We start from the raw sequence: 22,941 nt of genomic DNA, 5'->3' as shown, positions 1-22,941 counted from the left end.
CTCGCTGTCAGCGGCTGAACACCGCCATGGACTCCACGTGAGCCGTGTGCGGAAACATGTCCATGACACCCGCCGCCTCCAGACGATAGCCATGTTGCCGGACCAGTTCGCCCGCATCCCGGGCCAGTGTGGCCGGGTTGCAGGAGACATAGACGATCCGGCCTGGCGCCAGGGCCGCCACCGGCCCCAGCACCTCCCGGGCGCCCGAGCGGGGCGGGTCCAGCAGGACCCGATCCACCGGCTCGGACAACCAGGGGGCCCCGGCAAGGTCCGCACTCAGATCGGCGGCAAAGTAACGGGTGTTGTGGATACCGTTTTTGACTGCATTCTCCCGGGCCCGTTCCACCATGGCCGCATCCCCCTCCACCCCCGTCACCCGGGCGGCCCGCCGCGCCAGCGGCAGGGTGAAATTACCCAGGCCGCAGAACAGATCCAGCACCCCATGCTCCGGCGCCACCTGCAATAGCTCCATGGCCTGAGGCACCATGCGGTGGTTCACGTCGCGATTCACCTGGATGAAGTCCACGGGGGAGAACGGGATACGCAGGCCCTCGTCCGGGTGGGTGAAGCAAAGCCCCGCGGGTGATTCCGGCCACAGGGGGTTGATGCTGTCCGGGCCACCGGGCTGCAACCAGATCTGCAGATCATGGGCCTGGCCGAAGGTCTTCAGACGCTCCCGGTCCCCCTCGGTGAGAGGATCCAGGTGACGAAACACCAGGGCAGTTGCATCATCGTCCCCCACACCCACTTCAATCTGCGGGATCCGGTCCCGCGCCTGCATGGCGGTGAGCAGATCCCGCAGGGCCATGATGCGCTCACCCACCGCCGGATGCAGCACGTGGCAGACCTCCAGTTCGGCCAGATAGGGGCTGCCCCGCTCCCGAAAGCCCACCAGCACACCCCCCTTTTTGGGCACATGCTTCACGCCCAGGCGGGCCTTGCGCCGGTAGCCCCACCGGGGGCCGGTGATGGCGGGGAGCACCCGTTCGGGACTCACACCCCCAAGATGCTGAAGATTCTCCAGCATGGCCTGCTCCTTGGCCCGCACCTGGGCGGCTGGATCCATGTGCTGGAGCACGCACCCGCCACAGATACCGAAGTGGGGGCAACGGGGTTCCACCCGATCGTTTGAGGCCTCCAACACCTGGTCGACACGACCTTCGTCATAACGGCGGCGACGCTGGGTATATCGGAAGGTCACGGTCTCGCCGGGCAGCACCCCATCCACGAAGACGGCCTTGCCTTCCACGCGGGTGACACCGCGCCCCTCGTGGGTCATGGAGTCGATATGCGCCTGCACCGGCGTATCCGGCAGTTTATTGCGTTTTCTGGGACTCATTCCGGGGGGTGTCCGAGCCAGGCCTCATGGAAGGCCTGAAGATGGGTGGCCTCTGAGGCCTGCAACAAATTGGCCACGCGCCCCTCTTCCCGGGCCAGGCCTTCATCGCTGAGGCGGCCCCTGAGGTGTTCAAAGCGCAGAAAGACCAGGTAGGTGTTGAGCACGTCCGTCTCGCAATAGTTGCGGATACCCTGGATATCACCGCCCAGCCAGGCATCCCACACATGGGCGCCGTTCATGCCCATCTTGCCGGGAAAGCCCAGCAGCGTGGCGATTTCGTCCAGGGGCGCATTGGCGCGCATCTGGAAGCCGGCCAGCACATCCATCAGGTCCACGTGGCGCCAGTGAAAGCGGGAGAGGTAGTTGTTGTAACGAAAGCTTCGATCATCATCGCCGGTATCCCAGTACCGGGGCGCCGACACCTTGTGGAGCAGCGAGCGATAATGCAGCACCGGCAGGTCGAAGCCGCCGCCGTTCCAGGTCACAAGGGTGGGACCATACCGCTCAATGCCCTCGAAGAAGCGTCGCACCAGTTCGGCCTCGTCCGAGTCCGGGCCTCCCAAAGACCACACCCGCAACTGGTCACGGGTGGCCAGGACCACGGAAATGGCCACCACCCGATGCAGGTGGTGAGCCAGAAACTCATTACCGGTCTTTTGCAGCCTCAGTTGGGACAGGGCCTTGGCGACCTTGGCATCATCCAGATCATCCAGGCCATGAATCCTGCGACCACCGTCGACGTCGGGGATGGTCTCAATGTCGAAGACCATCACCGGTTCCGCAAAGGCAGCCGTCATGCGGGAAACACGCCAGTGGAGATATAGCGGTCACCGCGGTCACAGACGATGGAGGCGATCACCGCATTCTCCAATTCAGCCGACAGCCGCAGGGCCGCCGCCATGGCGCCCCCGGACGAGACACCCGAGAAGATGCCCTCCTCCGCCGCCAGTCGCCGCATGGTCTGCTCGGCCTCGTCCTGGGAGACATCGATCACCGTGTCCACGGCGGCGGGATCAAAGATGCGGGGCAGATAGGCCTCGGGCCAACGGCGGATACCCGGGATGCTGGAACCCTCGATGGGCTGCACCCCGATGATCCGGATGTTCGGGTTCTGTTCCTTAAGATAGCGCGACACCCCCATGATGGTCCCGGTGGTGCCCATGGAACTGACGAAATGAGTGATCTGCCCCTGGGTGTCCCGCCACAACTCCGGGCCGGTGGTCTCATAGTGGGCACGGGGGTTGTCCGGGTTGGCAAACTGGTCCAGCACACGCCCCTTGCCCTCGGCGTGCATCCGCTGGGCCAGGTCCCGTGCGCCCTCCATGCCCTCCTCTTTCGTGACCAGGATCATCTCGGCGCCGAAGGCCTTCATGGCGGCACGCCTTTCAGCACTCATGTTTTCCGGCATAATAAGGACCAGCCGATAACCCCGGATGGCCGCCGCCATGGCCAGGGCAATGCCCGTGTTGCCACTGGTGGCCTCGATCAGGGTATCCCCGGGCTGGATGTCACCGCGGGCCTCGGCATGGCGGATCATGCTCATGGCCGGGCGATCCTTGACGGAACCGGCCGGGTTGTCGCCCTCCAGTTTGGCCAGCAGGACATTGGAGGTGTCACCCGGCATGCGCTGCAGCCGTACCAGGGGCGTGTTGCCCACGCAGGATTCCATCGTCGGATAATTCATCGCTAAAGGTCGCCTCGAGACTCAGGGCCCATTATAACCATGCCGGACACCCCTTTCGAAATGCCACCCGAAAGTCGCCGGAAGCTCCTGTCGTCAGGCAACTACCGCTGGATGGGGCTCACGGGTCTGGGCCTGGTGGGAATGAGCCTGATCTTCCCCGTGGTGGCCGAGGAGTCATGGCCTACCGAGCAGGATTATTTCATGGATCTGCCCGTGGTCCTGACGGCTACCCGCCTGGAGCAACCCCTGTCCGAGGCGCCCGCTTCCATCACGATCATCGATCGTGAATGGCTGGAAGCCAGCCAGGCGCGGGACCTGACGGATCTGCTTAGGCTGGTACCGGGCATGATCGTCGGCCAGCATGATGGCAGCCGGCCCATGGTTGTGTATCAAGGTCTCGGCCAGCATTTTGCCCGCCAGATGCAGGTGCTCATTGATGGCCGTTCGATATACAGCCCAACAAATGGGGGGGTTCAATGGGCGGATCTTGACCTGGCGCCGGATGATATAGAGCGCATCGAGATCATCCGTGGGCCCAATTCTGCCGCCTATGGCTCCAATGCCTTCTCAGCCATCATCAACATCCTGACACGCCATCCTTCCGAGACACAGGGGCACCAGATCCAGACACGTCTAGGATCCCAAGGCATCCGTGACCTCCGATACCGCCAAGGTGGTGGCAATGACGACGCCACCCTCGCATACAGGCTCAGCTTCAGCCAAAAACACCATAACGGCCTGACCTCCATTCACGACGAATCCATCCTTAACACGCTAAGACTTCGCGGAGACTGGCATCTCTTACCCGGATTGACGCTGACAGCCTACGCTGGGCTTACACAGGCAAACCGGCATTTGAGCAAATCCCATGACTCGCGGCCACCATTACATAACAACCAGCTTGACTCAGGACATATGCAGTTAAGGCTGGAGGATCAAAGAGAGCCAGGAACCCACAACGTCATCCAATACTTTTTTCATCAAAATGATGGACGTAATGTTTTCTCTCTCAGCCCTGAGCAAACCGCCTACATCACCTCCCGCCGCCATGATATCGAAGTGGAACGACACAAGGCCCTGGGCCAGGCTTCCCGATGGGTCATAGGCGCGGGTGCACGACGTGATCAATCCCGATCTGACTTCTACTATAACCAGGGCAACTGGGTAAACAACGACCTGTACCGATTGTTTGGCCACCTGGAATGGACACCGACTCCGCATTGGATGATTCATCTGGGTGGGATGTACGAAAATGACGACCTGGTCGGTGACGAATTCCTGCCACGCGTGGGCATGACTCTCATGCCCACGGATGCGCACAGCCTGCGCGCCGTGGCTTCCCGGTCCATCCGCACCCCCAGCCTGATAGAAGCCCATGCGAAGGGTCGCACACCTGGCAAAGACGTTTTTCTACTCACCACTGAAAACAATCTCCAGGCGGAGGTCATCCGCGCTTACGAACTGGGTTACCACGGGCAATTCGACCAAGGGCATGTCACCGTCGATCTCAAAGGTTTTCATAAAACCATTGAACGCATCATCCAGATGCCTTACGAGGCCATCATCAATGCCAACCTACCCGGCATCATCAGGAACGAAGGCAACCTGAACATCCGGGGTGTGGAGGCGGAATTTGGCTATCGTCCCCATCGTCATCTCCGCCTGATGGGCGGTGTCAGCCTGATGCGCGCACACAGCGATGATCACGGCCAGATCCAGGCCGATTCCGTGCCCTCGAGCGTGGTCAACCTGGGTATGATCCTGCGTCCCACCGATGACTGGCATATCATGGGCAGCTATTATCACTACAGCAGCCTGAAATGGATCGACGATCCCGGCGGCCCGGCCAGCGATGGCGGGGACGGCTTTCTGGATCTGCACGTCACCCATTCGCTTACCCCCAAAGTGGAAGCCGCTCTATCCATCACTGATCTCCTGGCCAGCGGCCATGACAGCCGTTTACCAGGGAGTGACTGGCGTGCCAATCCTCGCAAGACGGGGACCTGGTTCACCCTCACCGCGGAGTTCTGAAACTGCCCATGGAAAGGCCCCCCTCCTCCCTGGCAAATGCCTTCAGGTGCATCCACAGGTGCTCCCCGGCAACGCTTCGCCCCGAGCGGTCTCGGGCGCGGAGCCGACGTTGTCATGGGGTCATCACTTCGCTGACCTGGATCTGCCTGGGCATCGCCCTGGGGGCGGGAATGGGCGGGGCCGCCCTTGCTCAGGGCGCTGATCGGTCAGTCCCGCCAGTGGGGGAGTTTGAACGGCTGCTCTTTCTGGCCAGTGCTGACACCCCCTTGCATCAAGAGGTTTTCGAGGGCCTTTCCGGGGCCCTGCCTCCGGATCGACAGGCGATTTTTACCGCCGTCGATGCCCCGGATGCAGCCCTCTGGATGCAAAGTGCCGATTGCAATCGCTGCCTCGTGATCACTTCCGGGACACGGGCGCTGGAATCCGCGCAATGGCAAATGCGAAAGGCACGGGTGCTCAGTATCACCTTACCCCGATTGAGCCACGAGCAAATCATGGCCGATCAGGAAGCCGATCCGCGTTTTGCCGCGATTTTCATAGACATTCCACTGGAGCGTCGACTGGAAATGGTTCGCCGACATGTCCCTGCCCTGAACCGTTTTGCCATTGTCCAGAGCCCGGGGTTTGGCACCACCGGCGACGAAGCCAACCTTCGGGAAAAGGACGACCCTCAGGCCTTGCAGCGATTTGCCGCCGAGAACGACGATGATCTGATCCCCACCTTCATCCGGGCGTCCCGGGCAGCGGACGCCATTGTCACCGTCCCCGACCGCCGTATCTACAACCCACGCACCATCGTCAGTATCATGATGACGACCTACCGGCAGAGGACGCCACTGATTGGTCATTCCGAGGCCCTTCACCGGGCGGGAGCCCTGATGTCCATCCATAGTCCACCCTCGGCCCTGGGTCATGAAGCCGGCCGATTCATCCAATCCTTGCGGGGCCCCGCCGACTGGAAACCAATACGACGTCATACCGGGGTCCACCAGGTATCCATCAACCACCAGGTAGCCCGCTCCCTGCGCATCACGGTGGAAGATCCCTGATGCAAGGTCGCATTCGCTATCGCATCCTGACGCTGTCCCTGTTGCCCAGCCTGGCGGTGGCGCTGGCCCTGACCCTCTACTGGACAGACACCAAGGTGCGCGAATTGGATGCCCAACTGACGCTGCGCGGCGAGATGCTGGCCGCATTCCTGGCGCCCGCGGCTGAATATGGGGTGATCTCGGGAAACCAGAACTACCTGGAAGCGATCACCGCCAAGGCCCGCATGCAGCCCGATGTGCTGGTGGTCTCCATCCGGGACCACCAGGGACACCGGGTCTACCATCACGAACAACGTCCGGATGCCAGTGATCCCGACTCGCCCATGGCCTGGATGGCCTCACAGCTGTTTGGGGAGGAGGTAAGACACTTCCAGGAGGAAATCCGTCTCACCGCCCTGGATGAATTCGACCTGCCTCTGCCCGATGCCTCTCAGGCGCAAGGCCAAGGCGATCCGCGTCTCATCGGGAGCATCTCACTCAGCCTGACCAACGTCCCCACCACAGTGCACCAGACCCACTCCATGCTGCAGAGTCTGATGATTGCACTGCTCCTGCTGGCCGCCACCTGGGTGCTGGTGAGTCGCTGGAGCATGCGCCTGTCCACGCCACTGGAAAAGATTGCCGCCACGGTAAAGTACATTGACCAGGGAGACCTGACAGCCCGCAGTCGGGCCCGAGTGGGCGGGGAAATCGGTGTGCTCCAGGCAGGCATTAACAGCATGGCGGAGAGTATCGAGCGTTCCCAGCAATCCATGAGTGAACGCATCCTTCAGGCCACTCAACGCTTGCAGGAGAAGCTCGACGAGATTGATGAAAAGAACCATGCGCTGACCCGGGCCCGTGGCGAGGCTGATCAGGCCAATCGGCGCAAATCCGAGTTCCTGGCCAGCATCAGCCATGAACTGCGCACCCCCCTCACCGCGGTGCAAGGATATGCGGAGCTGCTCATCCAGCGGGGCACCCTGGATGAGCAGGAGCGGGCCTGGGTCAATATCATCGATGAGTCCAGTCAGGACACCCTGAAGCTGGTCAGCGACTTGCTGGACATCTCCCGCATCGAATCGGGTAACGTTTACATCAACCGCACTGCCTTCAACCTGCGGCAACTGCTGGGCGAGGTCATCAGTGTCTGCGACAAGGCAGTGCCCGACCGGACCGTCAACATTACCCTGCTGATGGAACCGGGCACGACAGAGTACCTGATCAGCGATCCGCTGCGCGTGAAGCAACTGCTGACCAATGTACTCAGTAATGCGGTCAAGTTCACGCTCAACGGGCATGTCATCCTGCGTGTAAGGATCCGTGGGGAGCAGGGCACCCTTCTGGAGATGGAGGTGCAGGATTTCGGGCCGGGCATCGACGAGACCCAACTGGAACGCATCTTCGAACCCTTCTACCAGGTCCAACCCGACAACGCTCAACGGGTCGGTTCAGGTCTGGGGCTTGGGATTACGCGCGGTCTGATCAATGTGCTCGGCGGACAGATTTCCGTCAACAGTCGGCCTGGGAAAGGCGCTACATTCCGCCTGAAAGTGCCTGTGGAGACCACCGATGCGCCGACCCGGCTATCGAGGCCCAAACCCATGGCTGGCGGTCTGGTCATCCTCGCGGATGATATGGAGGCTCGTGACCTTGCCCTGGCCTGCGGACGACGGCAAGGCCTGCAAGCATGGCCCGTGGACGGCATCAAGGGGTTGCTGGATGCCTTGGGCGCCTCGGATGAGCATCGGGGCCTGATCTGGCTGCGCCGCCCGGATGCAGAAACACTGCGCGCGCTCCGGCAACACCCTCAACGGGCCCATCAGATGATCCTGGTCGCCTTCGCCAGCCTACCGGAGGATCTCACCGCGGAATGGCGCCGCCGAGGAGCCCTGGTGGTGGCACCGCAACTGTCCGAGGGGATTCTACGGGACCACCTCTTGCGACACGGCAACGACTCCGAGCGTTCATTCAGTAGCGAGCGGCACCGGATGGCACGCCCAGGCCCCCGATCCATCAGTGGCAAGCGGATTCTCATCGCCGATGACAACGCCATCAATCGCCGTTTGCTCACGGAATTCGTCAATGGCATGGGGGGGCTGGTGGATGAAGCCGCCAATGGCCGCCAGGCCGTGGAATCCTACCGGGCGCGACGCTGCGATATCGTATTCATGGATGTACACATGCCGGTTCTGGATGGTCCGGGGGCTTTACGGCTCATCCGTCGGGAAGACCCGGGGGCCAGGATCATTGCCGTCACTGCCGATGCCCGTCCGGAGTTTCATGGGGAACTGCTGGAGATGGGGTTTGACCGTATTCTGACCAAGCCGGTCTCCCAGCATGATCTGCTGGACTGTGTGCAAAAGGCCACTGACGATCCCCCCACGGTGGATACGGCTCCCCATGCCCACCCGCTCGAGATTCCTCCCGGCGGGCCACTCCACGATCCGGAACGTGCGCTGCGCATGGCGGGCGACTCTCCGGAACTGGCGATGGAACTGCGACAATTGTTGATCCGGGATCTGGGACGCGCGCGGCAGGAATTATGCGATACCGGGCTGAAACGCCCGGCACTGCTGAAACTGGCACACCAGCTCAAGGGGGCATCGCGCTATTGCGCCACACCACGCCTGGAAGCAGCCAGTACGGCCCTGGAAAAGGCATTGCGCGAGAGTGATGAGGTCTCCATCCCCGGTCTGCGGCAAACCCTGCTGGTCGAAGTGGAGGCACTGCTCTCCACCTGGAACAACGTGATCAGCCTGACATGACCACGAAGGCCAGGGCGTACTCACGCTCATCGGAAAGACTGATCTGCGTCTCCCTGACCCCCAGGGCCTGGGCGGTTTCCTGCGCTCGACCATCCAGGCGCAGCACGGGACGCCCACTGGGCTCATGGTCAACGCAGGCATCCTGAAGCGACATCCGCGCGCCGATTCCCACCCCCAGAGCCTTGGCCACGGCCTCCTTGGCAGCGAAACGTTTTGCCAGAAATGCGGCCGGGGTGGAGCTATGGCGAAAACCTTGCCACTCATCCGGATGCAAAATGCGCCGGGCAAAACCTTCCCCATGGCGGGCCAACGAGGCCTCGATGCGATGCACGGCAACGATATCGGTGCCGATGCCCATCACGCGCATCAGCGGGCTGTGTCCATGGCAGATCGCATCTCGGCCACGGCTTGCTGTACGCCACAGAACAGGGCCCGGGCCACGATGGAATGGCCGATATTCAGCTCGAAGAATTCAGGGATTGCGGCGATAGGCCCCACGTTGTCGTAGTCCAGACCGTGACCGGCACTGACCACCAGCCCCAACTCATGTCCGTACCGGGCTGCCCGGCCAATCTGTTCCAGCAGGATATTGCGCTCCTCCGGAGTGCTGGCATTGGCGTAGGCTCCGGTATGCAGTTCCACCACCGGCGCACCGATGCGGTGGGCGGCATCCAGATGCTGGGGATCCGGCTCCACGAACAAAGAGACCTTGATACCGGCCTCCACCAGACCAGCACAGTAGTCCGCGAGGCGTTCCTCATGCCCCAAAACATCCAGCCCTCCCTCGGTGGTCAGTTCCTCGCGCCGTTCGGGTACCAGACAACAGGCTTCGGGCTTCACCTCCAGGGCAATGGCATGCATTTCCGCCGTTGGGGCCATCTCCAGGTTCATACCGCTCTGAATCGTACGGCGCAGCCCGTAAACGTCCGCATCCTGAATATGACGCCTATCCTCCCGCAGATGCAGCGTAATGATATCCGCGCCGGCGGCCTCAATGCGGCGCACGGCGTCTTCCAGATCGGGGTAGGCGGTGTGACGCACCTGACGGATAGTGGCCAGATGATCAATGTTCACACCCAGGCGTAAACGGGGAAAGACAAAGCTCATGATGTGGCATCCGATCGCCCGCGGGCGATGAGTTGACGTGAAACGAGGGGCTGACCCTCCAGATGGTAATCCAGCAACAGGCGCAGCAACCGCCTCGCCTGACGCCGGTCTTCGCGATCTTCCAATTGACCACGCAACAGGGCGGCCAGTGCCCGCCCGGTAATGCAGTAAGGTGAATCCGTCTCGCCAGCACGAGCGGGGTACGGCATGTGCTGAGGTCTCACCAGGTAATAGGCAACGGGATCCAGCGCCTCGGTCGACAAAAACTCCAGCCCTTCTCCCAGCCATTGCAACAGAGCCAGTTCGTACTGGCGCAGCGGCATCTCCACCGCAGTGCCGACATTCGTCAGTTGGTGCAACACCCGCTCATACGCTTCAAACAGCTCGGGTGTCTGGATCTGCCGGGGAAGCAACTTCATGGCCAGTTCGTTCACATACAGACCGCAAATCGCCCGATCCCCCGTCAGCCGCAATGCGCTGGTCTCGTCGCACTGATTGAGCGTTGCTACCTGACCCCGTCCGGACCAGGCCAACTCCATGCGACGAAAGGGCTGGGCTGCATGGCGACCCCGGCCACGGGTACCACGCAGCACGGCCGCCATGCGCCCTTCGGATGCGGTGAACAATTCCAGCAGCTGGCTGGTCTCCCGGTAGGCGCGGGCATGCAGCACATAGCCAATGCTGCGTGAAACGCTGCTCACGACTCCACGTCGATCCCCATGCGACGGATGCCATCCAGGTCATCCTGCCAGCCGTCACGCAGCTTCACCCAGAGCTTGAGCATCACCTTGCGTTCAAGCATCTGTTCCAGTTCCAGCCGGGCCCCGCTGCCCACGCCCTTGATCATGCGGCCGCCCTTGCCCACCACGATGGCCTTTTGGCCCTCGCGCTCCACCCAGATCACCGCACCGATATGCAGCGCCGTACCGGAATCTTCCCATTGCTCCACCTCCACCGAGGTGGCATAAGGCACTTCCTGGCCCAGGCGCTCCAGGAGTTGCTCGCGGATCACCTCGGTGACACGGAATCGCTGGCTACGGTCAGTGATCTCGTCATCGGGGAACAGATGAGGGCCCGGGGGCAAGAGCTGCATCAGTGTCGCCACCAGGGGATCCACGTTCTGGCCCTTGAGGGCTGAGAGCGGCACCACATCATGGAATGGCAACCGTCCCCGCACCTGATCGATATAAGGCAGTAGGGCCGACTTATCCTTGAGCCGGTCCACCTTGTTGATGACCAGCACCACAGGGCGGTTGCCGTTTTCGAGCCGTTGCGCCAAGGCCTCATCGGAGGGTTCCCAGCGGCCCGCCTCCACCACCAGGACCACCGCGTCCACGTCATCCACTGCCGCCTGGGCGGTGCGGTTGAGTACCTTGCCCAACAGCTTGGGCGTGGAGGGGTCCACTCCCGGCGTATCCACCAATACCAGTTGGTCCGGGCCGTGGGTAATCAGGCCACGTATCCGGTGCCGCGTCGTCTGAGCCTTACGGCTGGCAGCGGCAATCTTTTCCCCGACCAGATAGTTGAGCAGGGTCGACTTGCCCACGTTGGGGCGCCCAACAATGGCCACATAGCCACAACGTGTGGATGAGAGGTGATCACCCTGGCCCAGAGAGCCAGGATCGGAATGTTCAATCAAGAGTTTTTCTCCACGGCCTGGAGTGCTTCCATGGCCTTGACAGCGGCGGCCTGCTCGGCCCGACGACGGCTGCTGCCCTCGCCTTTCACCGATAAATCCCGAGCAGGGATATGGCAGGCTGCCTTGAAATGCTGATCATGGGGTTTGCCCGACACTTCAAGAATCTCGTAGTCGGGAATGTCCAGGTTTCTGCGCTGCAGCCACTCCTGCAGACGCGTCTTGGGGTCCTTGAGGGACTCGGCACTGGGCAGACTGGCAAAGCGGGAGGCATAGAGTTCGAGTACGAACTCCCGCGTGGTTTCAAACCCGGTCAGGACGTATACCGCACCGATCACCGCTTCCAGGGCATCGGCCAGGATGGAATCGCGCCGATGCCCCCCGCTCTTGCGCTCTCCCTCACCCAGGCTGAGCAACTCCCCCATGCCCTGATCCCGGGCGATCACCGCCAGGCTGTCCTTGTTGACCAGAGCGGCCCGCAGGCGGCTGAGTTCGCCCTCCGGGGCCTCGGGGCGTACCTGAAAAAGACGGTCGGCAATAATGAAGTTGAGTACGCTATCGCCCAGATACTCCAGGCGTTCGTTATGGCGCTGACCTGCGCTACGGTGGGTCAGCGCCTGTTGGAACGCATCCGAATCCGGTACCGATGCCGGTAACAGCGCCATAAGACCAGGACGTGCCATACTCAATCCGCCAGAGGGAACGCGCGATCAAAGCTCACCACCGCATCCACATTGGCAATCATGGCGGTGCGCACCTCGTACTGCACCCGCAGGACCTGTCCCCCCCCCTGCTGCTCGAGGGTGACATGATCGCGATCGACATTCTCCACCGAATTGATCTGGAAGCGGCGGTTGACATCCGTCCACAACTGACGGGCATTCTTGTCGGCGGCCCCCGGTTCGCTGGCCACATCCTTCACAATGGACATCACGTTCCAGTACTCGGTATAGACCGGAAACAGACGCAGGCCCACAGTCCCCAGCAGTACGAGGAGACCAATGATCAACAGCAACGGAATGAATCCCGCACCGGATTGTGTATGCAGCCTGTTCATGTAGGGAACCCCCGGCAAAATGAATGGAAAGGCGAAGAGTATAACGCCTGTTGGGACGCCCCGGAGCCGTGGCCGATGCCCGATGCCTGATGCCCGTGATCATGCTATTGGATCCGGGTACCCAAGCGACCAAGATCCATCGCCTTCGCGGCATGGTCCCAGTGCATCCAGATGAACATCGCCCGACCCACCAGGTTCGCCTCGGGCACGAATCCCCAGAAACGGCTGTCGTTGCTGTTGTCACGATTGTCCCCCAGGACGAAGTAATGCCCTTCGGGCACCACCACTTCCCCTTCGGCGGACTGGCGATTCGGCCAGGTCAGCACCTGATGCGTCACGCCGTCAAGGCGCTCTTCCATCAAACGGGCTCCGGTCATCACCGCGCCTGAGCCTTCCCCCTCGTAGGTGCCAAGCACCTCCTGGGGCACGATGTCGCCGTTGATGTACAGACGTTTATCGTAGAAACCGACTCGATCACCGGGGATCCCGACGATGCGCTTGATATAGTCCTCACGCGGATTGGCAGGATAGCGGAAGACCGCCACATCCCCACGCTGAGGCTGCCCCGTCTCCATGATGCGGGTACGCACCACCGGCAAGCGGATGCCATAGCTGGACTTGTTCACCAGAATGAAGTCGCCCACCAGCAGGGTGGGCATCATGGAGCCGGAGGGAATACGAAAGGGTTCGGCCACAAAGGCGCGCAGCACGAGCACGATGAGCAGCACCGGGAAGAACGCCTTGGCATAGTCCACATACCAGGGCTCTCGGGCCTTGGCCGCGGCCTTTGCCGCCCGCTTGTCCCGCTGGGGCCCTGCCTCCTCAACCTTGGCCATGCGCGACTTGCGCCACCAGATCATGTCCGCCAGCCACACCAGGCCGGTGACCAAGGTCCCCAGCACCAGAATCAATTCCAGATCGAATGTCATAGCCCCAGTCTCCGGTCACCCTGCGGCGTCAGCGTGCCGTTGTTTGTTATTGATGATAAAGACGCCAGGCGCCCTGGATGTTTCCGGATAAAACACGCGGTGCTTGTGCCGGATCAGTCCTTGTTGTCCACCTGCAGCACGGCCAGGAAGGCCTCCTGGGGGACCTCCACACGGCCGATATTCTTCATGCGTTTCTTGCCCGCCTTCTGCTTTTCCAGCAGCTTGCGCTTGCGGCTGGCGTCCCCACCGTAGCATTTGGCGGTCACGTTCTTGCGCAAGGCCTTCACGGAAGAGCGGGCAATGATCTTGGACCCGATGGCAGCCTGGATGGCCACCTCGAACATCTGCCGGGGGATCAGTTTGGCCATGCGCTCAGTGAGATCCCGGCCGCGGCTCTGGGCCTGATCCCGATGGGTAATCATGGAAAGGGCATCCACACGCTCGCCATTGATGAGCACATCCACTTTCACCAATGGGGCCGCCTCAAAGCTCTTCAGTTCATAGTCAAAAGAGGCATAGCCACGGCTGACCGACTTGAGCCGGTCAAAAAAGTCCAGTACCACTTCCGACATGGGCATGTCGTAGCCCAGTGAAACCTGTTTACCCAGGTACTGCATGCGCGTCTGCACACCCCGTTTTTCCACGCACAGGGTGATGACCGCGCCCACATAATCCTGGGGCAGCAGGATGTTGGCGCTGATGATGGGTTCGCGGATCTCGGCCAACTCATTGACCGGTGGCAGCTGTGAAGGATTGTGAATCGTCATCACCTCACCGCTGGTGGTTTCCACCTCGTAGATCACGGTGGGCGCCGTGGTGATCAGATCCAGGTCGTATTCCCGCTCCAGACGTTCCTGGATGATCTCCATGTGAAGCATGCCCAGGAAGCCGCAACGAAAGCCGAAGCCCAGGGCCTGGGAGGTCTCGGGCTCATAGTGCAGTGAAGCATCATTGAGGCGGAGCTTGTCCAGGGCATCCCGCAAATCATTGAAGTCGTCGGCGCTGACCGGAAAGATGCCCGCGAACACCCGGGGCTGAACCTCCTTGAAGCCTGGCAAGGGGGAATCGGCCGGGTGATCAGCGCTGGTCAGGGTATCCCCCACCTTGGCGCCGGTGATGTCCTTGATGGTGGCGATGACAAAACCCACCTGCCCCACACCCAGTTCATCGCAAGGGGTGGGCTTGGGGTTGAACACCCCCACCTTGTCCACCAGGTGGTTGCGCCCCGTGGACATGGCCATGATCTTCTGCTTCGGCCGGATACTGCCCTGCTTGACGCGTACCAGTGCCACCACGCCCATGTAGTTATCGAACCATGAATCGATGATCAGGGCCTTCAAGGGGCCATCCGCGCTTCCCTGGGGTGGCGGGATCCGAGCCACCAGGGCTTCCAGGAGATCCGAGACACCCTCGCCGGTCTTGGCGCTCACCCGCACGGCATTCTGTGCCTCGATGCCGATGATTTCCTCGATCTCGTGAGCCACGCGCTCAGGCTCGGCGGCGGGCAGATCGATCTTGTTGAGTACCGGCACCACTTCCAACTCCTGATCGATGGCAGTGTAGCAATTGGCCACGCTCTGCGCCTCGACTCCCTGAGAGGCATCCACCACCAGCAGGGCGCCCTCACAGGCATACAGGGATCGGGAGACCTCATAGGAAAAGTCCACGTGCCCCGGAGTATCGATGAAGTTCAGTTGATATTCCTGGCCATCCCGAGCCTTGTAGAACAGCGACACGCTTTGCGCCTTGATCGTGATGCCCCGTTCCCGCTCCAGGTCCATGGAGTCCAGAACCTGCTCCGCCATCTCCCGCTGGGTCAGCCCACCACATTCCTGAATGAAGCGATCGGCCAGGGTGGACTTACCGTGGTCGATATGGGCAATGATGGAAAAATTCCGTATGCGCTGCTGTTTATCGTTGATTGGGGGACGACTGCTCATGGGGCGATGCTCGAAATGATGCGCACCCGCCCGTGCCCCAGAATCCTGGGCCCGTGGCGGGTGCAGCCAGATGGGTTGCGCGCATTGTACAGACTCGGCCAAGACAGGAACAGCAACGGGGGGATCAGTCCGGCTCCAGCGCCCGTTCAAAGCCCGGCACATCCAGGACATGGCAGCAGAGGATCTCATCCTCCACTGCCAGCACGGGCACCTTGACGTTGAAGCGCGCCCTCAATGCGGGATCTTCGTCGATATCCACCGGCTGGACATGAAAGTCCAACCGGTGCTGTAACGAACGAAGCTCATCGAACATGCGATCGCAAAGATGACAACCCTCACGATGATAAACAGTCACCTGGGTTGCCATGGACTCACTCGGGCACTTCCAGTGGCATCCAGATAGGACCCTGGCTTCGCTGCACCAGCACCCGCGCAGAGCGACCCGCGGGAAGTTCCTCGAGCACCTGGAACATCTGCTCCGGGGACTCCAGGGCATGACTGTTGATCATCAACAACACATCTCCGGGCCGGATACCCGCCCGCTGGGCGGTCCCCTGGCCCAATTCCTTCACCAGGACGCCCCCTTCCGGAAGGTCCAGCGCCTCACGGATCTCATCGGGGACCGGCCCCACTTCCATGCCAAACATCTCCATGGCCAACGATGGTGGCGCGGCAGGAGCACTGGAACGCTCACGAGCCGAGTCATCCTCGGGCAACTTGGCGATGGTCACAGGGAGGGTTTTGGGCTCACCGTCACGCAGGATATCCACCTGAGCGGTATCACCGATGGGGAAGCGGCTGACAATGGGTGGCAGCGCGGACGACCGGGGTACTTCCTTGCCGTCGAAGCCCACGATCACATCACCGCTCCGGAGGCCGGCCGCCTCCGCAGGGCTGTCAGGCAGGACCCGAGCCACCAAGGCGCCCATGGGGCGATCCATGCCAAAGGAGTCGGCCAGATCGCGCGTGACCTCCTGGATCATTACACCCAGCCAGCCCCGGCTGACTGCCCCTGTTTCCCTCAATTGATCCACCACATCCATGGCCACCTCGATGGGGATGGCAAACGACAAGCCCATGAAACCGCCAGTCCGGCTGTAAATCTGGGAGTTGATGCCCACCACTTCTCCATCCAGGTTGAACAGCGGGCCGCCGGAGTTACCCGGATTGATGGCCACGTCAGTCTGAAGGAACGGGACATAATTCTCGGTGGGCAGGCTACGTCCCTTGGCACTGATGATGCCGGCCGTCACCGAATGATCGAACCCGAAGGGAGATCCGATGGCCAATACCCACTCTCCCACCTTCAGGTCCTGAGAGTCGCCAAGCTCCAGGGTAGGCAGATCCTTTGCGTCAATCCGCAGCAAGGCCACATCGGTGCGGGCGTCGGAGCCCACCAATTCTGCCTCAAAGGTGCGCCGGTCGCTGAGTCGCACCTCGATCTGATCGGCATCCTTTACCACGTGGTGATTGGTCACCACGTAGCCATCATCGGAAATAATGAAACCCGACCCCAGAGAGCGGGAGTCAAATCCGCGCCGGGGTACCCCCTGCCCGCCCTCACCGAAGAAGCGGCGCAACAGATCCCCGAAAGGTCCGTCCTCGGGAAAACCTTCGGGCAGATCGATGGGGGGATGCCCCGGCCCCATCTGCCTTTCTACTGTGCGCGAGGTGCTGATATTCACAACGGCCGGGCTATTGGCCTCCGCCAACGGCACGAAGTCGGGAAGGCTCCTGGACTGGGCAGTTCCGGTCACTGAAAGCAACAGCACCGTGGCCAGAAGCAGAGTGAAAAGTTGTTTGAAACCAGTGTTCGGCATCATGAACATGCGCTCGCAGGTCGATCCGTGGATTGAATTGCGGTGGATTGATTGCGGATGGGGGGTTGCCGGATCAAGGCGCCAGCACACCGTCCATGGGTATGATCGGCTGACCCAGGCGGCGAACCACCACGGGCTGAAAACGGGGATCACGACGAATCCTTCGCGTATACAGGGCCAGTAGACCCAGGCCACCACCCAGTCCCAACAGACCGGCAAGCACCACAGGAAGTTCACCAGCACCCGACCACAATGCCTGGGCCACCAAGGCAGCGACGAGCATGGTGAGCAAGGGCAGGATATACACCGCCAGGGACCCGCGCACCAGCGCCGATTCCTCAATGCCCACCATCACCTGCTCGCCCAACTCGACGCCCAGGGGGTCGATCACCCGGACCTGAGTCCGCTGACCGCTGAATAATTTGGCGATGACGCTGGTGCCACAACCACTGGCCACAGCACAGGAGCCACACGCCGTCTTGCGCTGGGTATCCACCCAGGCAAAACCCGGCTCATCCACGGCAATCACGCGGGCAGTCTCTTCTATCACGGGCTTTCCTCGTGGACGACGGATTCGGCAATCAGGCGTACCGTGGCGGCAGGCACCTCACCCAATACGGTGATCTGGTAATCTCCCACCGGTCTGGCCGCTGCATGCAGCGCGCCCGAGCGCGTCACTCCCATCAGGAGGTCATCGGGGCGCTCAGCCTGGGCGATGAACACCGATACCGTGGCCATGCCATCGGATAGCAGCATGTGTTGCACCGGATGGGGGTTGGCTTCCATGGTGCGTTTACGCACCTTGGTGACACGAAAGCCCTCAGGCAGATTGCGTAGATGCCAGTGGGGGTCAGGTTCCATGAACTCCCGCTCGGCACGCGCCTCCTCCATGCGCTGTACACTGAACCCCTCCCCCTGGATCGCTGGCTCAAAGCGCTCTTCGTCCAGGGTCTCGGGGAATTCAATATGAGTAAACATGAACTGCTCAAGCACAACACCCTCCTGCCCCTGGAGTTGCGCCTTGAGGAGCATGCCCGAATCTTCGTGTATGCACAGGAGATGACCGTAACGCAGTGCATCCCTGGGGAGGATGGTCACTTCACGACAGGAAAGACCGGCAATCCTCTGGGAGCCGCCCACGCCCAGGCGATAGTTGTCGCGCAAGCCGTTTGTTCCGTCCTGCAAAGGACTCATGCCCGGCATGCCCAGCAGGGTCTTGCGCGGCTCCATGCACACCGAGCCCCCGTCCGCCCGAATGCAGGTGATGGATTGGTCATCCTTGATCACCTCACGAGGCTCACCGGTGAGGGCGGTCAAACGTTCGCGAGAGCCCTGCTCGTTCCGGCTGTGCAGAATATGCATCGTTTCCATGTGACCGTCCCGGGCGAACACGAAAACCCCTTCGTAGTTCAACCGATCCACCGCCCCAACCATCTTCCCGATCAATGCGTCGGCCCCTGTTTCGGACGCAGCGGCCATTGCCGAGACCAGCAACATGGCCATCACCAGGGAGGCTGGGAGCCAACGCATCATGGGATCATTCACCCGAGGCGCCGTAACCCACATTCCGCGTCTGGGGGAACGCACCCGCCCCGACCGTCGATTCTGCGTGATTGATCAGGTAACTGTTGAAACGCGCGTCACCCATATCAATGCGCAGGGCCCGCTGACCACCGATCTCGACCGGAGAGTGCTGAACCTGGGTGCCACGGGCGTTTGACGGGAATACGGACTGATAGCGCGGCCCCTGGCCCTCTCCGAGCTGCACCGATCGCATGCCTGACTCGCCGCTCGCCATTGCCGGCTCAGCCGCCCCTGGATCGCTGCCGTCCCCGGTGAAGTTCTGCACACCCACCAGCACCGCCACGGCCACGGCTGCCGCCATGCCCATGCCGGCCACCGGGCGCAACATCCAGCCGTGCCTGGCCCAGGGCGAAACCGCGGGAGCGGGCTCTTCCTCTATGGCCTGCATGACCCGTTCGCTGAAACCCGCAGGGGCACACAAGGTGTTACCGCGCATGACGTCCCCGATGAGGTGGTAACGACCCCACTGGGCCCTGTCCTCCGGGTGTTTCTCCATCTCGTCCACCAACCGGCGGAGCTCGAATGCATTGGCCTCGTCATCGACCAGTGCAGAGAGTCTTTCCTCTTTAGTGGCTGTCATGTGACTTCTCGCTTATGTAGAGCTTTAATCCAGCAAAGGCCGCAAGGTTCGGTCGATCGCCTCACGGGCCCTGAAAATCCGGGAGCGCACCGTCCCGATGGGGCACCCCATGGTCTGCGCGATCTCCTCATAACTCATGCCCTCCAGTTCACGAAGCGTAATGGCGATTTTCAGATCTTCCGGAAGACCGCCGATGGCTTCCTGAACGGCTGCGCGTATCTCATCGGACATCATTTCCCCTTCCGGGGTTGCATATTCCTTGAGAGCCGACTCACCGCCCATCTGCTCGGCATCCTGGGCATCCACCTCGAAATCTGGCGTTCTGCGACTTTGCGATACCAGATAATTCTTTGCGGTGTTGATCGCGATCCGATACAGCCATGTGTAAAAAGCACTCTCTCCACGGAAGTTGGCTAGGCCCCGATAGGCCTTGATGAAGGCTTCCTGGGCCACGTCCAGTGCCGTGGAGGGGTCATGCACGTAGCGCGAGACCAGATTGACGATCTTGTGCTGGTACTTCAGAACCAGCACATCGAATGCCTTCTTGTCCCCGGCCTGAACACGCCTGACCAATTCCTCGTCGGTAACTTTATTGCCCATGCGGGCACTCCCCCTTTGAGGGCACCTCCTGTACCCTAACTGCGATGGACATGAAAACCCTTTTTAAGTTCTGGCAAATGGGTGAAACTCTTCCCCATCTGCAGGCCTCTTCCCGCAAATACTTGGCATAGGTCAATTTTTGAGCCCGCCCCCCGGCACGTGTGACAGCGCAAAAAACTGTGACAAAATAACCCAGATAACAATACCGCCTCAAGCAAGCCCTGCGCGGCGCTCCAATAACCGGATACGGGTTCCGGCGGAGTCGAGCACTCCCCGTACGGTCGGAAGTGCGCGGTGCCCACAGATGAATCGAACGAGGCAGACATCTTACGCGAGGCTGTAGATCCATGCAGGAAGATACCCAGGGGCCCAAGCGCCAATCAGCGGATATCCTGATCATCGGCAGTGGCGCAGCCGGCCTGAGTCTGGCACTTCATCTGGCCACCGAGCGCCAGGTGGCCGTGCTGAGCAAGGGGCCGATCACCGAGGGCAGCACACTCTATGCCCAGGGCGGCGTATCAGCCGTACTCGATCAGCAGGACTCCATTGACGCCCATGTGCGCGACACCCTGGGGGCCGGCGCAGGCCTGTGTAATGAAAAGGCGGTGCGTCATACGGTGGAAAACGGCCCCCAGAGCATCCAGTGGCTGCTGGATCTGGGCGTGCCCTTCACCCGCGAACCCACCCAGGACGGCCGCGTACAACTGCACTTGACCCGTGAAGGGGGGCACAGCCACCGTCGCGTGGTGCATGCTGCCGATGCCACCGGCCAGGCCATCGAATCCACCCTGGTGGACCAGGTGCGCCGTCACGACAATATCCAGCTATTCGAACACCATATCGCTGTCGACCTGATCACCAGCGCCAAACTGGGGCTGCCCGGCCAACGCTGCCTGGGCGCCTATGTGCTTGATCTGGAGGCCCAGCAGGTGGAGATCTTTGATGCCGCTGCCGTCGTGCTGGCCACTGGCGGCGCCAGCAAGGTCTATCTGTACAGCAGCAACCCGGACGGCTCCACAGGCGATGGCATCGCCATGGCCTGGCGGGCCGGCTGCCGGGTCGCCAACATGGAATTCATGCAGTTTCACCCCACCTGCCTGTTCCACCCCAAGGCCAAGTCCTTTCTCATCTCCGAGGCGGTGCGCGGTGAGGGTGGACGCCTGCTGCTGCCCAGCGGCGAGCCCTTCATGCACCAGTTCGACGCCCGTGCCGAACTGGCTCCGAGGGATATCGTTGCTCGGGCCATTGACCACGAAATGAAGCGTCTGGGTGCGGACTGCCTCTTCCTGGACATATCCCACAAGCCGGCCGACTTCATCAAGGAGCACTTCCCCACCATCCACGGGCGCTGCCTGGAATACGGCTTTGACATGACCCGCGACCCACTGCCGATCGTGCCCGCCGCCCATTACACCTGCGGCGGGGTGGTAACCGACCTCAGTGCACGCACAGACCTGGACGGCTTGTATGCCATCGGCGAAGTGGCCTATACAGGCCTGCACGGGGCCAACCGCATGGCCAGCAATTCGCTACTGGAATGCCTGGTCTTCGCACGCTCCGCCGCTCAGGATATTCTCGAACACTCCGGGCAGGTCATGCCTTCTCGCGAGATTCCTCCCTGGGATGAGAGTCGGGTGACCAATTCCGACGAGGAGGTGGTGGTCTCACACAACTGGGACGAATTGCGACGCTTCATGTGGGACTATGTCGGCATCGTGCGTTCCAGCAAGCGCCTGCAACGCGCCCAGCGCCGCATTGAATTGCTGCAGGGTGAAATTCACGAGTATTACAGCAACTTCCGGGTAACCAACGACCTGATCGAACTGCGTAACCTGGCGGTGGTGGCGGAAATCATCATCCGCAGTGCCCTCGCCCGCCGGGAAAGCCGAGGCCTTCACTACACCATCGACTACCCGGACACCGACCCGTCTCTGGATGGCATTCCCACCCTGCTGACCCCGGGGGCCAACCACGGGTTGGACTGACCCCATGCGCGACCTTCTCGAGGAATCGACGATGCCTACGGAGACACCATTGATCATCGACGCCCGTGCCCTGGAGGCCCGACTCCAGGACACCACCCTGAGACTCATCGATGTGAGTGACGCCGACTGTTACGCGCAGGGACATCTTCCCGCCGCGGTGCATCTGGAATACGCCCGTCTGTTACGCAACGATCCGCCTGCCATGGGCATGATTCCCGAACCCGATGACCTGGAACGGTTGTTCAGGGCACTGGGCATCCACCGGGGTAGCCACGTGGTGGCTTATGACGACGAAGGGGGAGGCAAGGCCTCACGCCTGCTGTGGACGCTGGCGGTGGCAGGGCATGAGCGACTTTCGCTACTGGATGGGGGCCTGGACGGCTGGCGACGGGAGAATATGCCGGTCACCACTCAGGAGCCGAGCATCGACCCGGGTCACTACTCGGTGAGTGGATTCGACATGTCCCACGTGGCGGATCGCGAGTGGATCATTGAACATCTGAACACCCCCCAGGTGGCCTTCCTGGACGCCCGAAGCCCAGAGGAATTCGATGGCCGGGACGTCCGGGCCAAACGCGGCGGGCACATCCCCGGCGCCGTTTCGTACGAATGGACCCAGGCCATGGATCCGAACAAGGATCGCCAACTCCGCCCGCAAAGGGCCCTGCTGCAGGAACTGGGCACCCTGGGGATCACCCGTGACAAGGAAATTGTCACCTACTGCCACAGCCATCATCGCTCTGCCTACACCTGGGTGGTGCTGAGACACCTGGGATTCGAGAAGGTGCGCGGCTATCCGGGAAGCTGGTCCGACTGGGGCAACTGCCCGGACACTCCCATCGAGCCCTGAGCC

Annotated in this window: 22 protein-coding genes; 5 read left to right on the top strand and 17 right to left on the bottom strand. The window is 61.6% G+C overall.

The features are described 5' to 3' along the window. Window positions 1-7: 7 nt before the first annotated feature. From rlmD to cysM, 3 genes are read right to left on the bottom strand one after another with little or no spacing between them, the layout of a single operon-like run. A complete protein-coding gene (rlmD, locus tag BMY52_RS07025) occupies window positions 8-1,339 on the bottom strand; it encodes a 23S rRNA (uracil(1939)-C(5))-methyltransferase RlmD (RefSeq protein WP_090252684.1) in 1,332 nt (443 codons plus the stop codon). After that, complete coding sequence (locus BMY52_RS07020) at window positions 1,336-2,136, bottom strand: 3'-5' exonuclease (RefSeq protein ID WP_245740667.1); 801 nt, start codon at window positions 2,134-2,136, stop codon at window positions 1,336-1,338. The genes rlmD and BMY52_RS07020 overlap by 4 nt, the downstream gene beginning before the upstream one ends. Continuing rightward, the gene (gene cysM, locus BMY52_RS07015; protein ID WP_090252682.1) at window positions 2,133-3,023 is read right to left on the bottom strand and encodes a cysteine synthase CysM; all 891 of its coding nucleotides are present in this window, start codon (window positions 3,021-3,023) and stop codon (window positions 2,133-2,135) included. The genes BMY52_RS07020 and cysM overlap by 4 nt, the downstream gene beginning before the upstream one ends. Window positions 3,024-3,062: 39 nt before the next feature. On the opposite strand from cysM, the gene BMY52_RS07010 reads away from it, so the two are divergent. From BMY52_RS07010 to BMY52_RS07000, 3 genes are all read left to right on the top strand, one after another. Next, the gene (locus tag BMY52_RS07010; RefSeq protein ID WP_090252679.1) at window positions 3,063-5,054 is read left to right on the top strand and encodes a TonB-dependent receptor plug domain-containing protein; all 1,992 of its coding nucleotides are present in this window, start codon (window positions 3,063-3,065) and stop codon (window positions 5,052-5,054) included. A 494-nt stretch (window positions 5,055-5,548) separates the two neighbouring features. Continuing rightward, window positions 5,549-6,103, top strand: coding sequence for an ABC transporter substrate binding protein (locus tag BMY52_RS15385; protein WP_177169880.1), 555 nt, complete (start codon window positions 5,549-5,551; stop codon window positions 6,101-6,103). After that, the gene (locus BMY52_RS07000; protein ID WP_090252674.1) at window positions 6,103-8,850 is read left to right on the top strand and encodes an ATP-binding protein; all 2,748 of its coding nucleotides are present in this window, start codon (window positions 6,103-6,105) and stop codon (window positions 8,848-8,850) included. Before BMY52_RS15385 ends, BMY52_RS07000 begins: the two co-directional genes overlap by 1 nt. Here BMY52_RS07000 and acpS read toward each other — a convergent pair. From acpS to rpoE, 14 genes are all read right to left on the bottom strand, one after another. Next, the gene (acpS, locus tag BMY52_RS06995; RefSeq protein ID WP_090252672.1) at window positions 8,837-9,217 is read right to left on the bottom strand and encodes a holo-ACP synthase; all 381 of its coding nucleotides are present in this window, start codon (window positions 9,215-9,217) and stop codon (window positions 8,837-8,839) included. The genes BMY52_RS07000 and acpS overlap by 14 nt on opposite strands. After that, window positions 9,217-9,957 carry a pyridoxine 5'-phosphate synthase gene (gene pdxJ, locus BMY52_RS06990; RefSeq protein WP_090252670.1) on the bottom strand — a complete coding sequence of 247 codons (741 nt, stop codon included), beginning with the start codon at window positions 9,955-9,957 and terminating at the stop codon, window positions 9,217-9,219. Before pdxJ ends, acpS begins: the two co-directional genes overlap by 1 nt. Continuing rightward, window positions 9,954-10,658 carry a DNA repair protein RecO gene (gene recO, locus BMY52_RS06985; protein ID WP_090252667.1) on the bottom strand — a complete coding sequence of 235 codons (705 nt, stop codon included), beginning with the start codon at window positions 10,656-10,658 and terminating at the stop codon, window positions 9,954-9,956. The genes pdxJ and recO overlap by 4 nt, the downstream gene beginning before the upstream one ends. After that, on the bottom strand, window positions 10,655-11,596 hold the full coding sequence (era, locus tag BMY52_RS06980; protein ID WP_281244072.1) for a GTPase Era: 942 nt from the start codon (window positions 11,594-11,596) through the stop codon (window positions 10,655-10,657). Before era ends, recO begins: the two co-directional genes overlap by 4 nt. Further along, window positions 11,593-12,276 carry a ribonuclease III gene (gene rnc, locus BMY52_RS06975; protein ID WP_090252664.1) on the bottom strand — a complete coding sequence of 228 codons (684 nt, stop codon included), beginning with the start codon at window positions 12,274-12,276 and terminating at the stop codon, window positions 11,593-11,595. Before rnc ends, era begins: the two co-directional genes overlap by 4 nt. A 2-nt stretch (window positions 12,277-12,278) precedes the next feature. Then, a complete protein-coding gene (locus tag BMY52_RS06970; RefSeq protein ID WP_090252662.1) occupies window positions 12,279-12,650 on the bottom strand; it encodes a DUF4845 domain-containing protein in 372 nt (123 codons plus the stop codon). 104 nt (window positions 12,651-12,754) lie between these two features. Beyond that, a complete protein-coding gene (gene lepB, locus BMY52_RS06965) occupies window positions 12,755-13,579 on the bottom strand; it encodes a signal peptidase I (protein WP_090252659.1) in 825 nt (274 codons plus the stop codon). A gap of 113 nt (window positions 13,580-13,692) precedes the next feature. Beyond that, window positions 13,693-15,519, bottom strand: coding sequence for a translation elongation factor 4 (lepA, locus tag BMY52_RS06960; protein WP_090252874.1), 1,827 nt, complete (start codon window positions 15,517-15,519; stop codon window positions 13,693-13,695). 124 nt (window positions 15,520-15,643) lie between these two features. Continuing rightward, window positions 15,644-15,886: a glutaredoxin family protein gene (locus BMY52_RS06955; RefSeq protein ID WP_090252657.1), complete on the bottom strand. Its 243-nt coding sequence runs from the start codon at window positions 15,884-15,886 to the stop codon at window positions 15,644-15,646. A gap of 4 nt (window positions 15,887-15,890) precedes the next feature. Then, window positions 15,891-17,342, bottom strand: a complete 1,452-nt coding sequence (locus BMY52_RS06950) for a DegQ family serine endoprotease (RefSeq protein WP_238626951.1) — start codon at window positions 17,340-17,342, stop codon at window positions 15,891-15,893. Between the two features lie 70 nt (window positions 17,343-17,412). Continuing rightward, complete coding sequence (locus BMY52_RS06945; protein ID WP_090252655.1) at window positions 17,413-17,889, bottom strand: SoxR reducing system RseC family protein; 477 nt, start codon at window positions 17,887-17,889, stop codon at window positions 17,413-17,415. Then, on the bottom strand, window positions 17,886-18,872 hold the full coding sequence (locus BMY52_RS06940; protein ID WP_090252653.1) for a MucB/RseB C-terminal domain-containing protein: 987 nt from the start codon (window positions 18,870-18,872) through the stop codon (window positions 17,886-17,888). Before BMY52_RS06940 ends, BMY52_RS06945 begins: the two co-directional genes overlap by 4 nt. Window positions 18,873-18,876: 4 nt before the next feature. Beyond that, window positions 18,877-19,503 carry a sigma-E factor negative regulatory protein gene (locus BMY52_RS06935; protein WP_090252650.1) on the bottom strand — a complete coding sequence of 209 codons (627 nt, stop codon included), beginning with the start codon at window positions 19,501-19,503 and terminating at the stop codon, window positions 18,877-18,879. Window positions 19,504-19,527: 24 nt separating this feature from the next. Beyond that, window positions 19,528-20,103 carry an RNA polymerase sigma factor RpoE gene (rpoE, locus tag BMY52_RS06930; protein WP_090252648.1) on the bottom strand — a complete coding sequence of 192 codons (576 nt, stop codon included), beginning with the start codon at window positions 20,101-20,103 and terminating at the stop codon, window positions 19,528-19,530. Window positions 20,104-20,450: 347 nt separating this feature from the next. On the opposite strand from rpoE, the gene nadB reads away from it, so the two are divergent. Further along, window positions 20,451-22,088 carry an L-aspartate oxidase gene (gene nadB, locus BMY52_RS06925; RefSeq protein ID WP_090252645.1) on the top strand — a complete coding sequence of 546 codons (1,638 nt, stop codon included), beginning with the start codon at window positions 20,451-20,453 and terminating at the stop codon, window positions 22,086-22,088. A gap of 4 nt (window positions 22,089-22,092) precedes the next feature. Further along, complete coding sequence (locus BMY52_RS06920) at window positions 22,093-22,938, top strand: sulfurtransferase (protein WP_238626955.1); 846 nt, start codon at window positions 22,093-22,095, stop codon at window positions 22,936-22,938. Window positions 22,939-22,941: the final 3 nt, after the last annotated feature.

The sequence above is a fragment of the Ectothiorhodospira marina genome (assembly GCF_900109495.1).
GTDB classification, from domain to species: Bacteria; Pseudomonadota; Gammaproteobacteria; order Ectothiorhodospirales; family Ectothiorhodospiraceae; genus Ectothiorhodospira; species Ectothiorhodospira marina.
Note: the sequence above shows the minus strand (reverse complement) of the source record. Positions and strands in the feature narration are given on the sequence as shown.